This is a genomic window from Phaeobacter sp. HS011 (assembly GCF_018101215.1).
GTDB classification, from domain to species: domain Bacteria; phylum Pseudomonadota; class Alphaproteobacteria; order Rhodobacterales; family Rhodobacteraceae; genus Phaeobacter; species Phaeobacter inhibens.
This window is the reverse complement of record NZ_JAGEUF010000001.1, coordinates 383,662-396,978: the sequence shown is the minus strand read 5'-3', so window position 1 is coordinate 396,978 and position 13,317 is coordinate 383,662. Positions and strand designations below refer to the sequence as shown.

14 protein-coding genes are annotated in these 13,317 nt (G+C 59.6%); 11 read left to right on the top strand and 3 right to left on the bottom strand.

The genetic code is table 11. From position 1 onward, the window contains the following. Window positions 1-23: 23 nt before the first annotated feature. Both J4721_RS01860 and J4721_RS01855 read left to right on the top strand, forming a co-directional pair. A complete protein-coding gene (locus tag J4721_RS01860) occupies window positions 24-1,055 on the top strand; it encodes an AraC family transcriptional regulator (protein ID WP_211001983.1) in 1,032 nt (343 codons plus the stop codon). Window positions 1,056-1,128: 73 nt separating this feature from the next. Further along, window positions 1,129-1,737 (top strand): TetR/AcrR family transcriptional regulator, encoded by a 609-nt coding sequence (locus J4721_RS01855; RefSeq protein ID WP_211001982.1) that lies wholly within the window; start codon window positions 1,129-1,131, stop codon window positions 1,735-1,737. A gap of 2 nt (window positions 1,738-1,739) precedes the next feature. On the opposite strand, the gene J4721_RS01850 is transcribed toward J4721_RS01855, so the two are convergent. Continuing rightward, on the bottom strand, window positions 1,740-2,498 hold the full coding sequence (locus J4721_RS01850; RefSeq protein ID WP_247655765.1) for an SUMF1/EgtB/PvdO family nonheme iron enzyme: 759 nt from the start codon (window positions 2,496-2,498) through the stop codon (window positions 1,740-1,742). 37 nt (window positions 2,499-2,535) lie between these two features. After that, on the bottom strand, window positions 2,536-3,759 hold the full coding sequence (gene nirK, locus J4721_RS01845; RefSeq protein ID WP_102856098.1) for a copper-containing nitrite reductase: 1,224 nt from the start codon (window positions 3,757-3,759) through the stop codon (window positions 2,536-2,538). 218 nt (window positions 3,760-3,977) lie between these two features. Here nirK and J4721_RS01840 point away from each other — a divergent pair, with 218 nt between their 5' ends. Beyond that, window positions 3,978-4,667, top strand: a complete 690-nt coding sequence (locus J4721_RS01840) for a Crp/Fnr family transcriptional regulator (protein ID WP_211001981.1) — start codon at window positions 3,978-3,980, stop codon at window positions 4,665-4,667. A gap of 74 nt (window positions 4,668-4,741) precedes the next feature. Here J4721_RS01840 and J4721_RS01835 read toward each other — a convergent pair whose 3' ends face one another. Further along, window positions 4,742-4,969, bottom strand: a complete 228-nt coding sequence (locus J4721_RS01835) for a DUF1858 domain-containing protein (protein WP_211001980.1) — start codon at window positions 4,967-4,969, stop codon at window positions 4,742-4,744. Between the two features lie 130 nt (window positions 4,970-5,099). Between J4721_RS01835 and J4721_RS01830 the strand changes: the two genes are divergently transcribed. From J4721_RS01830 to J4721_RS01795, 8 genes are all read left to right on the top strand, one after another. Beyond that, complete coding sequence (locus tag J4721_RS01830) at window positions 5,100-5,552, top strand: cytochrome c (RefSeq protein ID WP_014881753.1); 453 nt, start codon at window positions 5,100-5,102, stop codon at window positions 5,550-5,552. 12 nt (window positions 5,553-5,564) lie between these two features. Then, window positions 5,565-6,923: a cbb3-type cytochrome c oxidase subunit I gene (locus J4721_RS01825; RefSeq protein ID WP_211001979.1), complete on the top strand. Its 1,359-nt coding sequence runs from the start codon at window positions 5,565-5,567 to the stop codon at window positions 6,921-6,923. A 3-nt stretch (window positions 6,924-6,926) separates the two neighbouring features. Then, the gene (locus J4721_RS01820) at window positions 6,927-7,721 is read left to right on the top strand and encodes a CbbQ/NirQ/NorQ/GpvN family protein (RefSeq protein ID WP_102875479.1); all 795 of its coding nucleotides are present in this window, start codon (window positions 6,927-6,929) and stop codon (window positions 7,719-7,721) included. A 4-nt stretch (window positions 7,722-7,725) separates the two neighbouring features. Next, the gene (locus J4721_RS01815; RefSeq protein WP_211001978.1) at window positions 7,726-9,663 is read left to right on the top strand and encodes a nitric oxide reductase activation protein NorD; all 1,938 of its coding nucleotides are present in this window, start codon (window positions 7,726-7,728) and stop codon (window positions 9,661-9,663) included. A 1-nt stretch (window position 9,664) separates the two neighbouring features. Further along, the gene (locus tag J4721_RS01810) at window positions 9,665-9,847 is read left to right on the top strand and encodes a hypothetical protein (RefSeq protein ID WP_014881749.1); all 183 of its coding nucleotides are present in this window, start codon (window positions 9,665-9,667) and stop codon (window positions 9,845-9,847) included. Then, window positions 9,844-10,065: an NnrT protein gene (locus J4721_RS01805; protein ID WP_211001977.1), complete on the top strand. Its 222-nt coding sequence runs from the start codon at window positions 9,844-9,846 to the stop codon at window positions 10,063-10,065. Before J4721_RS01810 ends, J4721_RS01805 begins: the two co-directional genes overlap by 4 nt. A gap of 25 nt (window positions 10,066-10,090) precedes the next feature. After that, window positions 10,091-11,314 (top strand): NnrS family protein, encoded by a 1,224-nt coding sequence (locus J4721_RS01800; RefSeq protein WP_211001976.1) that lies wholly within the window; start codon window positions 10,091-10,093, stop codon window positions 11,312-11,314. 558 nt (window positions 11,315-11,872) lie between these two features. Continuing rightward, the gene (locus J4721_RS01795; RefSeq protein WP_211001975.1) at window positions 11,873-13,261 is read left to right on the top strand and encodes a PepSY domain-containing protein; all 1,389 of its coding nucleotides are present in this window, start codon (window positions 11,873-11,875) and stop codon (window positions 13,259-13,261) included. The last annotated feature ends 56 nt before the right edge of the window (window positions 13,262-13,317 follow it).

The window sequence follows — 13,317 nt, the reverse complement described above, 5'->3', positions numbered from 1 at the left end:
GAGCCACCAGACGTGGAGGCGAGATGACCATCGCTGCCCAGACAGAGGCTGTTGAGTATCTGAGAAATCACCCGCTGCTACGCACCGGGGATCTGGATGAGGCACGCCATCGGGTGGGGCAGAAATTTTGTGATCACCGACTGGATATTGCGCAGCGACATCAAGGCCTTGCAGTCCGTCACAACCACGTGGCCGGGCGGCACAGCTCGATCAACTACCTGCACTATGGTGCTGATGTAACAATTGATCCGGGCATGTTGGACTCCTTCTATTTGTTGCAGATCCCGCTGTCCGGGCAGGCAAGTGTTCGGCATCGCGGCTCAGATATCATTGCAAGTGCAAGCACTGCGACGCTGCTCAATCCTGACCGGGACACGACAATGCAGTGGGGCGCTGATTGCCGCAAACTGCTGTTACAGATCGACCGGGGGTATCTGGAAACCGTGGCGCGCCAGATCATTCGGGCAGAGTTACCGGGACCGATCCGATTTGCCAGCCGCATTGATCTTCATTCCGAGGGTGGACGGCGCCTGAGGCAGATGGTCAGCGCCTGTGTACAGGCGGCAGAGGTCGGAGTTCTATTCCAAGGCGCGCTGAGCGGCTCCGATCTCCGGGTGGAAGATGATCTGGCACGCGCGTTGCTGACACGGCTTCCCAGCAATATTTCTCATATAATAGAACGCGCTGACCACGGCTCGCTGCCGCCCGGTATCCGGGCAGCAGTGGAGTACATCCACGCGAATCTGAGCAATCCGATCCAGCTGAGCGATATTGCGGCCCATGTGGATCTGAACATTCGCACCCTTCAAAACGGATTTCGCCGCGCCTTCGGACAGAGCCCGATGCGGGTGCTCCGCAACGCTCGGTTGGATGCCGCGCATTATCACCTGATGGCGCAGACCGACACGCCGGATGTGACCACCGCTGCCTTTTCCAACGGGTTTTCTCACCTTGGTCGCTTTGCCCGCGATTACAAAGCCCGCTTTGGCCACTCGCCCAGTCACACCGCCCGCCAGCAAGACTGCGGCGAACGTCCCGTCCTTGCCTGCCTCTGACGATGGGGCTACATCTTGCGGCAAGCCGCATGGGCGAGCGCCGATGCCATGGAGATACCAGCCAAGGACACAGATGTCAGACGGCCAGCGCAAACCCACCCGGATTGAGACCACCGCCAAACGACGGCAGCAAATCCTCGAAGCGGCGATCATGTGTTTCCTCGAAACCGGCTATCATCAGACCGGTGTACGCGACATTGCAAATCGCGCAGGTGTCAGCCTCGGCAATCTCTACAATCATTTCCCGGGTAAACATGACGTGCTGGTGGAGATTGCCGCTCTGGAACGCGCGGAACTTGCCCCCTTTATCGACGGGCTTGCGCAACCACGGGCACCGATGAAGTTGCTCGAAAACTTCGTCAAAGCCTATGCGAAATACCTCGCGGTGCCGGAGAATGTCATTCTCGGACTGGAAATCACCAGCGAAGCCATCCGCAAACCGGATATTGCCCGCCTCTTTCTCGCCAATCGCAACGCATTGGTCGTCGCACTCGCCAAGGTTCTGGAACGCGGAACAGATGCGGGTGAGATGCGTGGCCAGCTGGCTCCCGACGAAACGGCGCAGATGATTGTCGAACTCATCGAAGGCAGTGCCTACCACAGCGTGTTGGATAAGGTGCCAATGCGGCATCTGCGGAGCAGTCTTTTGGATTTCATTCTCGCGGCGGTGCGCCCGGATTAAGGCTAAAGTGGAGTGTCTCGGACGAGCCTCAGGCCCAGATGTGCTGGCGGTGATCCTACTGCGCAACCGCCCCGTGCTGGGTCGCGGACAAGGAATGGAACCGCTGCCAGATGTTCGCCCGCCACAAAATACGCCGGGCAGCGGCTGGTGCTTGCACCGGAGGCGCCGGCATAGCAATCCTGTGTCCATTCCCAGACGTTGCCGTCCATATCAACAATCCCATCCGGCGTTGTAGCATAGCTGCCCTGCGGACGCAGGGCGCGGCTTTTCTGTTCGCCCAGAAGATAGGTTGATGCCCAAGTGAGATCTGGATCGGTGAAGATCGGGTCGGGCTCTTCCGGGAGGACGGGTGCTGCGAGATGCTCCCACTCTGCCACACGCGGCAGGCGATATCCACCATCGCTGTGGGCATTGATCCAGGCCAGGTATTCGCTCACGTCAAGATAGCTCAACCCGGTTGCAGGGGTGGTCCCTGCATCCTGTTTGGCGCGTGTACGCAGTTCCAGCGCGCAACCCCCGTCAGCATGGCAGCGGTTCCACTCTGCTACGGTAACCTCATGTTTCATGACGTAAATAACATTCTGCCCGTCATGCTCTGCGACCGCAGGCACCAGTTCTGGCTGAAAGATACTCCCCCCCGTGGGTCCGTCAGACAGGCGGGGGGGAAATATGGCGACCAACAGGATCAGCGCCGCCACAAGGGCGCCCAGACCCAACAGGACAATCCGGTCAGCGGGGCGGTGCAATATGGCAGCGGGCATTGTGCTCTCCTATGGTCGTTATGCGCAGTGCGTTGGTTCAGGTTTCAAAGCTGCGCGGAGCAACCACCTGTTCCATCAGCGCATTGTCCCAGGCGCCATCGACGACGAAATGGGCCGTGGCCCCCAGCAGAACCGCCTCAATCAGATTATGGTTCACATAGGCATAAACGCCGGGTTGTTCGAAGGTGTACATGGCTGCCATGGCGCTGCCGCCACGAACAAACCAGCTTTCGATACCGGTCAGCGGCGCGTCGGTGAATGACCCGGTCTCCCAGACATAGTTGCCATGGCCGCCGATCAGGTGCGGGCGGGAGTCGCGGTTGGCCTGATTATGGATCATCAGCACCGTCTCACCGACCTTCGCGCGCAGTGCGTTGTCGCCGGTCAGGGCGCCGACAGCGCCGTTGAAGACCGAATGGGTCGGCACCAGCGTCCGCATCGCGTCCATACTGTCGGCGTAATCGTCGCCCGCCAGTTCGTAGGTGCGATAGTCGCCGTTTTCGTCCATCGGCAGATAGTAATCCTGCTCACCGATATAGGCGATGCTGTCATAGCGCAGTGGATTGCCCTCGCCGTCTTTGAGGCCATCGCGCGGCAGCACCATGATGGCACCATTCATTCCGTGGGTGACATGATAGGGGATCATCGCGCCGCCGGGCGCACAGTGATAGGTGAAGCAGCCAGGTTTGGTTGCTTTCCAGCGCAGGACGGTTTCTTCGCCCGGGAAGACATGGGTGAGGCCGCCGCCCCCGAGCGCTCCGGTCGAGGCGTGAAAGTCGATGTTGTGTTCCATCTGGCTGTCCGTCGGGTTGCGCAGTGTGAGTTCGACATAGTCGCCCTCATGCACGATGATCAGCGGACCGGGAACAGACCCGTTGTAGGTCAGCGCCCAGATCTCGGCGCCGGTGTCCTCATCCACCACCATCAGCCGCTCTTCAGTGATCAGTTCAATCTCGACGATCTTCGGCCCGCCGGATGCAACCTGCTCATGTTGGGGCGCGAACGGCGGTGCAACCAGTTCTTGTTTGACGCGGGTATACCCCGACAGATCCACCGGGGCCGCCTCGGCCTGTGCCTGTGCTTCGGCTTGAAGGAACTGGTGCGCAGTACCGCGCAACGGTGGCACCGATGTCCGAAGACCGGCCCCGTTTGCCGAGGAGGCCAGCCCGCCGGTCATCGCCGCAGCACCGGCAAGAACAGTTCCGCGCAGCACGTTGCGACGGCTTGTCTGAGCAAGCCCGGGGTTGAAACGTTTGGTCATTGTCGCTCTCCTTGTCTTAGGCGTGCTCCGCCTTGCGCGAGCCGCGTTTGCTGATGTCGCGATAAATTTAGCTGATCGTCGCATTCGGGACGTTGCGGCAGCGCAAAGACAGCGGCGGTTTTTTGGCTGACCAAGCCCAAGCCGCGATCAAAACGCGACGCGGGTGACGCCCCCCCGGTTTTGTTTTAGGATCATGACAACGCTTGTTCGGAGATGCCGTGCGCCACCTACATGAAAGCCTGCTTCGCCCGCTTCCGCCATTCTCGCAGCTGGCTGACGCGCAGATCCGCACGATCCTTGACCACGCCAGCAGTCGCGGAGTTGGTCCCGGCCAAACGGTCTTTGCCGAAGGTGATCCTGCGGAGACGTTCTATTTGCTGCTGGATGGTACCATTCGGGTCGTGCGTATCTCCAGCGACGGTGAACAGGTGACCTCCCTGCATATTCCGCCCGGACAGCTATTTGGAATTGCGCGGGCTCTGGGGCGCGACCACTATCCGGCCACCGCCATTGCCGCGAGCGAGGCGCTGTTGCTTTGCTGGCCGACCTCACTGTGGGACAGTTTCATCGTCGATTACCCAGGCTTTGCCACAGAGACCTATAAAACGGTCGGTGCCCGTATTGGTGAGATGAATACCCGTATCATGGAAATGTCGACACAACATGTCGAACAGCGTGTTGCGCGCGCTTTGCTACGTCTGATCAATCAATCCGGCTTCAAGGTCGCTCAGGGGATCGAGATCGGGTTTCCGATCACCCGTCAGGATGTTTCAGAACTCACAGGTACCACATTGCATACCGTCAGCCGCCTGCTCAGCGCTTGGGAGAAGGACGGGATGGTCAGCAGCAAGCGCAAGAAGATCACCATCTGTGACCCCCATCGGCTGATGCTCCTCAGTGATCCATAAGAGTGGCACCGACGCTGAGCGGGCTTGGGGTATCCCTCTGCAGTGGCGTCTTCTGATCGGATAGACACCCGGGGTCAGCCCCAACGCCGGTGCGCGGCCTCTACTGCGTCTGCCAACGCAGCCCGAAACACCTCTTCATCCAGATGATATTCCGCACAGGCTTCGCTGACGGAGTGGAACGGGCTGACCATACAGCCAACACAAAGCACATCGTGGTCCATGAAGACCCGGACCGTCTCCGGCCAGGTTGTCATTAGGACATCCAGCGGCAGGTCGGGGTCGTCCAGTTTTGGCGGCGGCATGACGGATCAATCCTCCCTCAGAGGTCAGGCTAGCAGCGGCAATCGCGCCAAACCTTGCGCTTGCACAACCTTTGCCACTGCTGCCTGGGCTATCACCAAGCGATCAACAACTGCCGGAAAGGGCCAGGCCATGGCTGAATTTCTGACCAAGTCGCGGGCGCGCAATGTGTTCTACGGGGGATCGATTTTCTTCGTCGTGGTGTTCATTGGCATGACCGTGCACAGCCACCGCTATGTGGTGACGACCTCCACCGCAGGAATGCCCCTGACCGAAGCCGTCGCACTGGGCAAACGGGTCTGGGAACGACACTCCTGCATCAATTGCCACACGCTACACGGTGAGGGGGCATACTTTGCGCCGGAGGTCGGCAATGTGATGACCAGATGGGGTGTTCAGGATGAACCGGAAGAGGCTTTCGAAATCTTGAATAGCTGGATGGAGAGTCAGCCCAGCGGTGTCGAGGGGCGCCGTCAGATGCCTTATTTCGAGTTGACCGAAGAGGAAACCCGCGGCTTGGCCGAATTCCTGCGATGGGCGGATCAGACCGACACTCAGGGCTGGCCGCCGAATGACGCGGGCTAAGGGAGAGACATCATGAAATATCAATCTCAAAAGGTCGCTCAGGCCTATTTTATCTGCGCAATGGCGTTGTTCGCAATTCAGGTCCTCGGCGGGTTATTGGCAGGTTGGATCTATGTCTCCCCCAATTTCCTGTCAGAGCTGCTGCCCTTCAATATTATCCGTATGCTGCATACCAATGCGCTGATCGTCTGGTTGCTGCTCGGCTTCTTCGGCGCGGCCTATTTCCTGATCCCGGAAGAATCGGAGCGGGAGATTTACTCGGTCAAACTGGCCTATCTGCAGCTTGCGATCCTGATGATTGGTACGCTTGGGGCAGTTGGCTCCTATCTTGTTGGTATTCACGGTGGGCGCGAATTTCTGGAGCAACCGCTCTGGGTGAAGTTCGGTATCCTCGTCGCCGCGCTGATTTTCCTCTTCAATGTGTCGATGACGGTGCTAGCGGGGAAGAAAACCGCGATCACCAATGTGTTGTTGATGGGGCTATGGCTGCTGTCGTTGCTGTGGATCTTCGCCTTCATCAACCCGGAAAACCTCTCGCTGGACAAGATGTACTGGTGGTTTGTTGTCCACCTCTGGGTGGAAGCAACCTGGGAGCTGGTGATGGCAGCGATCCTCGCCTTTCTGTTGCTGAAGCTGACCGGTGTTGACCGAGAAGTGGTGGAAAAATGGCTTTATGTTATCGTCGCCACCGCTCTTTTCTCCGGGATTCTGGGCACTGGTCACCATTTCTATTGGATCGGTTTACCCGGCTATTGGCAGTGGGTCGGCTCGATCTTCTCAACGTTTGAGGTGATCCCTTTCTTCCTGATGATGTCCTTTGCCTTCGTGATGGTCTGGAAGGGACGGAAGAACCACCCCAACAAGGCCGCTCTTTTGTGGTCGCTCGGGTCCAGCACGGTTGCCTTCTTCGGTGCGGGTGTTTGGGGGTTCCTGCATACGCTGCATGGGGTCAATTTCTACAGTCACGGCACCCAGATCACTGCTGCACATGGGCATCTTTCTTTCTACGGGGCCTATGTGGCGCTGAACCTCGCGATCTTCACTTATGCGATGCCAATGCTGCGTGGACGGGCACCGTATAACCAGGTTCTGAATATGGCGAGCTTCTGGCTGATGACCGGCGGGATGGCCTTCATGACCTTCGTGCTGACTTTTGCCGGTACCATCCAGACCCATATGCAGCGCGTCATTGGGGACTACTACATGGATGTTCAGGACAGCCTGTCGATTTTCTATCTGATGCGGTTCGGGGCTGGGGCTGCGGTCGTGATCGGGGCTTTGCTGTTCATCTACGCGCTTTTGGTGGTGCGCAAGGACGAGGTGATTGCACCCGGTCCGTCGCATAAAGCCAGCACTGTTGCGGGGGAGTAATTGATGAACATGCACACCCCCCGTCCGATCCCGCGCTACCATGAGATTGCTCAGGAATGCGCATTGTTCGAAACCGCCCATGCCCAAGGCCTGCCCCTTCTGTTGAAGGGGCCGACCGGCTGCGGCAAGACACGCTTTGTCGAACATATGGCAGCTAGGCTGGATCGGCCGCTTTATACCGTGGCCTGCCATGATGATCTCTCCGCCGCTGACCTGATTGGCCGGTATTTGCTGAAAGGAGGCGATACCCATTGGGTTGATGGTCCACTGACCCGCGCTGTGCGCGAGGGGGGGATCTGCTATCTGGATGAGATTGTCGAGGCGCGCAAGGACGTCACTGTGGTTCTTCATCCACTAACCGACAACCGCCGCATGCTGATGATTGATCGCACCGGCGAAGAACTGGTGGCGCCGCCCGGCTTCATGCTGGTTGCTTCTTACAATCCCGGCTACCAGAACGTGCTGAAGCGGCTCAAACCTTCGACACGGCAACGGTTTCTCTCGGCCAGTTTTGATTTCCCGAATCCGGAGCCGGAGAGTGCCATCGTCGCACAGGAAAGCGGGCTGGATGCTTCTAGGGTGCGACCGCTGGTGCGATTGGCCGGTCATATCCGGGCCCTGTCAGGGATGGATCTTGAAGAGGGCGTGTCGACCCGGCTGCTGATCTACACTGCAAGTCTGATCCACCGCGGTATGCCGATTGAATCGGCGCTGGAGGCCGCGATCATCGAACCCCTCACCGATGAAGAGGACATCAAACAAGCGCTGCGCGATCTGATCGCGACGATCTACGGGTAGCGCTATGAAATTGCTCGACCTGATGGAGCCAGAGGAAACTGTTGGCAACCTCTGGCACGATATGGCCAGCAATCTCGCCGGTGAGGTCGCAGAGGATGGCGCGACGCTGTCTGCTGCGGCCTGCCGGTTGCAGGATCTGAGGCCAAGCCTGGCAGTGCTGTTTCGCGCTTTGGGCGGGGCCGCGTCGGTCGATCTGGTCGAGGCACCCGCAACAGTGGCGCAGCATCGACGCTCCCTTACGCACCGGGTTACGGCGGACCGAATGCGCGAATTCATTCCCTGCTTTGATGGTAGGCGATTGGCCCTGCCCCCAGTGATGGCCTGCTTTCCCCATTATGAGTTGAACCGGGCCACGTACTTCTGGCTGGTCGCGCAGGCTGCGGTTGCCGAGCCGACAGAGCTGCGACCGCAGTCGGAGAAATCGGCGCGCGCCACCGATCTGGCACGGATCCGGGTTACTCTCAACGCCAGCCGCCGCGCCGCCCAACAGTGCCCCGGCCTGCGGGAAACCTATCAACAAATGGCAAGTCTATGCTTGCAACAGCGCAAGGCGCAGCCGCCGCATGCCGCTGACCGGCTGGTCGCAGAACAGGTTGTCGCGGCTTTGTCTCAGGACCCTTGGGAGGTCACGGCGGGTCAGCCGTTTAGCGCGGAACTGCCGACGGAGGCGGGGGTGGGGCGCTATCTGCCTTTTGCACCAGTGCCGTTCTGGCTCCGCTTCGAGGCCCCCGGTCATTCCGTGGTGGCTGCGGAAGAGCCCGCCGATCAGACAAGTCCCTTGCCCACTGCGGCAAGCAGCAGTCGCAAGCTGGGCGCGCGCATTGATCAGGATCAGGCGCGCCGGAAGGACAGCTTCATCTTGCATCGGTTTGAATCCATCCTGTCCTGGGTGGAGTCGATGAATATCAACCGCAGTGTCGATGATGACGACCCTGACAATGCTCAAAAGGCCGCAGAGGATCAGGATCTGATCCCGCTCACCAAACATGACCGCCGGTTGGCGTCCCGGTTGCGGTTGCATCTGGACCTGTCGCCCGCAGATGCCGAACACGAACGGTTGAGCGCTGAATTCACCTATCCCGAATGGAACCATCGCAGCCAAAGCGAGATGGCGGATCACTGTCGCGTGCTTGAGGCGGCCGCTCAGCCTGACACCAAGCACCCCTTTCAGCCCGATCTCCGCCAGATCCGGATGGTTCGTCGCCAATTCGAAGCGCTGCGCCCACGCCGGATCTTGCAACCACGCCAAGTCGAAGGCGCTGAGCTGGACCTGGATGCGGTTATCTCTAACCAAGCGGATCTGGCGGCGACCGGACGTGGCAGTGACCGGCTCTGGCAGAGCGCACGCCAGCAGCAGCGGGATCTATCGGTCGCTTTTCTGATCGACACCTCACGGTCCACCGAGGCCGCGATTGCCGACAGCAGCGTGATTGAGATCGCCCGCAATGCAATGGCGGCGCTGGCTTTCGGGATTGATGTGGCAGGCGACCGATTGGCGATCTGGGGGTTCTCATCCCTGCGCCGTGACCGGGTGTTCCTGACCCGCTGCAAGGGGTTTGACATGCCGATGTCCGATGCCGTCACCGCCAATATCGGCGCGCTGCAACCGGGCCACTACACCCGTCTTGGGGCAGCGATCCGCCACGTCAGCACCCGGCTGGCTGCAGAGCCATCCAGCCGCAAGCTGTTGATTGTCCTTACAGACGGCAAGCCCAATGATCTGGACCATTACGAAGGCCAGCATGGTATTGAGGACAGCCGCATGGCCGTGCGCAGCGCCCGCAGCGCCGGCCAAAGCCTGCATGGCATCATCATCGACGAAGACGGACAGGACTGGTTCGCACGGATTTTCGGCCGCGGCGGGTTTTCGCTACTGCCGAACCCTGCCCGATTATCTCGCGCCCTGCCCGACATCTACCGAAGCCTGACACAGGAGAACTGACATGCGTCACATCTTATCGGGAATATTCTACGTCGCGATCACCGCTCTGCCCGCGATGGCGACAGGTTTTGACCGTCCGGCACCGCAGGCGCAATCCGCGACTGCTGAATTCTGGTTTGGGCTGGCCTGTATCGCGCTGGTGCTGGCCCTTGCGGCGGTCCATGTTCTTGTGAGGCGGCGATGACGCCGCAGTCGGGCTGGTCACGCAGGCGTATCGCAATCGCACTTTATCCTCTTTGTGCAGGTGCTATGGCCGTCAATGTCTTCTTCGCCTCACTGATTACCAGCTGGCTTGGGATGCCAGTGCTGGGAACTGCTGCATCCATCGCGATCGGCGCCATGATCGCGGTGCCCGCCACCTATGCCTTCGCCGGACATATCCGGCGCCTGATGGACACCTGAGGTTTAATATGAACGGATCTGACCTATGACAGTGACAACAGACGCAGGTCGCAAGGAGACAAACGCGTCATCCTGGGCACCTGCCATTCTCTCCTACGGTTTTCGCCCGTTTTTCTTTCTCGCCGCGCTTTGGGCCGGTCTGGCGATGATCGCCTGGATCGGACAGCTGAGCGGTGTACTCACGCTCCCAATCATGCTGGATCCGGTCTCCTGGCATGCCAAGGCATTTCTGTTTGGATACCTCAGCGCAGTTCTGGCAGGCTTCCTGCTCACGGCAGTCCCAAATTGGACTGGAGGCGCGCCGCTCAAAGGATGGCCGTTGCTGGGTTTGGTCCTGCTCTGGCTGGCAGGGCGCGTCACCGATCTCTATACCGCAGATCTGCCTGCCGTCGTCGTGGCCTGTGTCGATGTGAGTTTTCCGCTCATCCTAGGAGCCGTAATCCTGCGTGAGGTTATCGCCGGAAGAAACTGGCGCAACCTTGTTGTTCTAGTGTTGTTGGGGCTGCACACATTGGCGCTGCTATTGGTACATCTGGAGACGGCAGGAGGTGGATACCCCGCCCAAGGTCTCGGCATGCGTTTGGGATTAGCAACGGTGATTGGCATGATCTGCCTCATTGGCGGTCGCATCATCCCCAGTTTCACGGGCAATTGGCTCCTTAAGATGGGTGTTGATGCCCGTCCCGCCAGCCCGATGCAGCGCCTCGACAAATTTGTCTTTGCTATCAGCCTGCCTGCCCTTGGCATCTGGGTTGCGGCGCCGGATCATATCGCGGCGGCTGTTGCACTAACCATCTTTGCGATGGGGCATCTGCTGCGCCTGGCACGCTGGCAGGGACACCGCACAGCGGCGGAGCCATTGCTTGCCGTGCTGCATCTAGCCTATGCGATGGTTCCCTGCGGCGCGGTCCTCATGGCTATTTCAAAGATCCCGCACGTGCCACTGGACACAGCCGCAGCTCAGCACCTCTGGATGGCAGGCGCCATTGGCATGATGACCCTCGCCGTGATGATACGTGCCACGCTGGGCCATACCGGGCGACGGCTGGTGGCGGGACCCGGCGCAAAACTGATTTTACTGGCGGTTCTGGTGGCGAGTGTCGTTCGAATTGTGGCCGGGATTGGCGTGGGTAGCGCTGGTTGGCTTTATCACCTCTCGGCCGCGGCATGGTGTACGGCGTTCTTTGGATACGCACTGGTATACGGGGCAGCTCTTTTCTCGGCCAGACGAGCTGCCGTGCAGGCATAGCACGTTGTCAGAGCCGAGACCCGCCATTGCACGCCAGACGAGCCCTTCGGTCTGCAAAGCCCTGTTTCCACCTCAAAACCACTCGCAATTCAACCGCAGTCGAACTACGACACTGTCTATGCGATTCGCGGTTCATATCTTTCCACGACTGGCCATGATGCTGGCGCTCGTGCTCGCCCTGGCCAGCACTGGTTTTGCACATACGATTGAGCGCGCCGAAGACTCACCGGACTACGCAGCCTTTGTCGCGGCAGGCGGCGCACTCAGTGATCTATGTGGCGACAGTCAGGATCCGGGCCACGGTACTCTCGCGCAATGTGAAGCGTGTCGACTGGTCGCGGCCGCGCTGATACCTGACCATCCGGCAACGCCCGGCGTCGCATGGGTGCAACGTTCAACGGCATCTGCTCCATTGACGAGACTGCCGCACAGCACGCTTTGGCGTGATCCGGCCCATGGCAGCCGAGCTCCTCCTCCGCTTTTGACCACTCTTCTCTGACGTCAATTGCAACTCAGGTGCTGTGACAACAACAGCATCCAAAGGCTTGGAGCCAACCCATGACTATGCCCAATTCCACCGCGCAGCCGCAGGGCAGCGCGCAAAAACTCTATTTTGCCGCCTGGCGGTGGCATTTCTACACCGGACTGTTTGTCATTCCGTTTCTCGCTGCACTCGCGGTTACCGGCCTCGCCATGCTGTGGATCGCCTGGATCGATGGTCGCGATGGTGAGCGCACGCCCGTGGCGCCGCAAGAACAGGTTCAACCACTCTCGGTGCAGGCCGAGGCCGCGCAAGCACGCTTGCCAGAGGGCGAGTTAAGACAATATGTGGCTCCCCGCGATGCCGATCTCGCCGCGCTTTTTCGTGTTGATCATGATGGCGATGCCGTCATGATCGCGGTTGATCCCTACATCGCTGAGGTCATCGAGACCTTCCCGCGCCGCAGCGGTTGGTATGATTTTGCGGATAACCTGCACAGCGATCTGATGCTAGGTGTCAGTGGCGACCGGATTTTGGAAACGGCAGCCTCATTGGCGTTGGTGCTGATTGCAACCGGCCTTTATATGTGGTGGCCCCGGACAATCGGGTGGCGTCGCGCCCTGCTGCCGAGCCTTGGACGTGGTCGGAGCCTGTGGAAATCACTGCATGGTGTGGTCGGCATTTGGATCTCGCTGTTTCTCATACTGTTTCTAGTTTCTGGCCTAGCCTGGGCCGGCATTTGGGGGGGTAAAATGGTGCAGGCCTGGAGCCAGTTCCCAGCTGAAAAATGGGACAATGTACCGCTATCCGAAGACGTCCACGCCAGTATGGATCACGCCCGGCGCGAAGTCCCATGGGCGTTGGAACAAACGCCGATGCCTGCCTCGGGCAGCGATGTGGGACGGGTCGGTGTGACAACTGCTCTCGTCGACATCGACAGCATCGATGCCTTGGCCCGCCGCATCGGGTTCGAGGGGCGGTATCAGCTGAGCATTCCGCGCGGCGACACCGGCGTCTGGACCGTCAGCCGGGATTCAATGAGCACAGACAGCACCAACCCCACCTCCGACCGGACCGTTCATATCGACCGCCATACGGGTAAGATCCTGGCAGATGTCCGGTTTGCCGATTACTCTTGGGCGGGGAAGGCGATGGCGGTTGGCATCGCCCTTCATATGGGAACCCTGGGGCTATGGAGCGTTCTCGCAAACACGCTGGTTTGTCTGTCCGTCCTGTTCCTATGTGTCAGCGCAATTGTGCTCTGGTGGAAACGTCGTCCGACCAGGGCTGGCCGTCTTTCGGCGCCGCCGATGCCAAAGGAAATGCCCATCTGGCAGGGCGCAGTCCTGGTCGGCCTCGCCGTGTCCATGGCGTTTCCCATGGCAGGGCTGGCGCTTCTGACGCTGCTTGTTGTTGACTGGATGCTCCTGTCCCGCCTACCGGCTTTGCGCTATAGGCTGACGTAACATCGCCCTTCAATGCGCGCCGACATTTTTTTGGCGCGCATTTTTTTGACAGGGAA

Excerpts from the sequence above, each read along its gene's own strand:
- J4721_RS01805 (WP_211001977.1), top strand. The coding sequence starts at position 9,844 with ATGACGCCGCAGTCGGGCTGGTCACGCAGGCGTATCGCAATCGCACTT.
- J4721_RS01815 (WP_211001978.1), top strand. The coding sequence starts at position 7,726 with ATGAAATTGCTCGACCTGATGGAGCCAGAGGAAACTGTTGGCAACCTC.
- J4721_RS01810 (WP_014881749.1), top strand. The coding sequence starts at position 9,665 with ATGCGTCACATCTTATCGGGAATATTCTACGTCGCGATCACCGCTCTG.
- J4721_RS01825 (WP_211001979.1), top strand. The coding sequence starts at position 5,565 with ATGAAATATCAATCTCAAAAGGTCGCTCAGGCCTATTTTATCTGCGCA.
- J4721_RS01850 (WP_247655765.1), bottom strand. The coding sequence starts at position 2,498 with ATGCCCGCTGCCATATTGCACCGCCCCGCTGACCGGATTGTCCTGTTG.
- J4721_RS01855 (WP_211001982.1), top strand. The coding sequence starts at position 1,129 with ATGTCAGACGGCCAGCGCAAACCCACCCGGATTGAGACCACCGCCAAA.
- J4721_RS01835 (WP_211001980.1), bottom strand. The coding sequence starts at position 4,969 with ATGCCGCCGCCAAAACTGGACGACCCCGACCTGCCGCTGGATGTCCTA.
- J4721_RS01800 (WP_211001976.1), top strand. The coding sequence starts at position 10,091 with ATGACAGTGACAACAGACGCAGGTCGCAAGGAGACAAACGCGTCATCC.
- nirK (WP_102856098.1), bottom strand. The coding sequence starts at position 3,759 with ATGACCAAACGTTTCAACCCCGGGCTTGCTCAGACAAGCCGTCGCAAC.
- J4721_RS01830 (WP_014881753.1), top strand. The coding sequence starts at position 5,100 with ATGGCTGAATTTCTGACCAAGTCGCGGGCGCGCAATGTGTTCTACGGG.
- J4721_RS01795 (WP_211001975.1), top strand. The coding sequence starts at position 11,873 with ATGACTATGCCCAATTCCACCGCGCAGCCGCAGGGCAGCGCGCAAAAA.
- J4721_RS01860 (WP_211001983.1), top strand. The coding sequence starts at position 24 with ATGACCATCGCTGCCCAGACAGAGGCTGTTGAGTATCTGAGAAATCAC.
- J4721_RS01820 (WP_102875479.1), top strand. The coding sequence starts at position 6,927 with ATGAACATGCACACCCCCCGTCCGATCCCGCGCTACCATGAGATTGCT.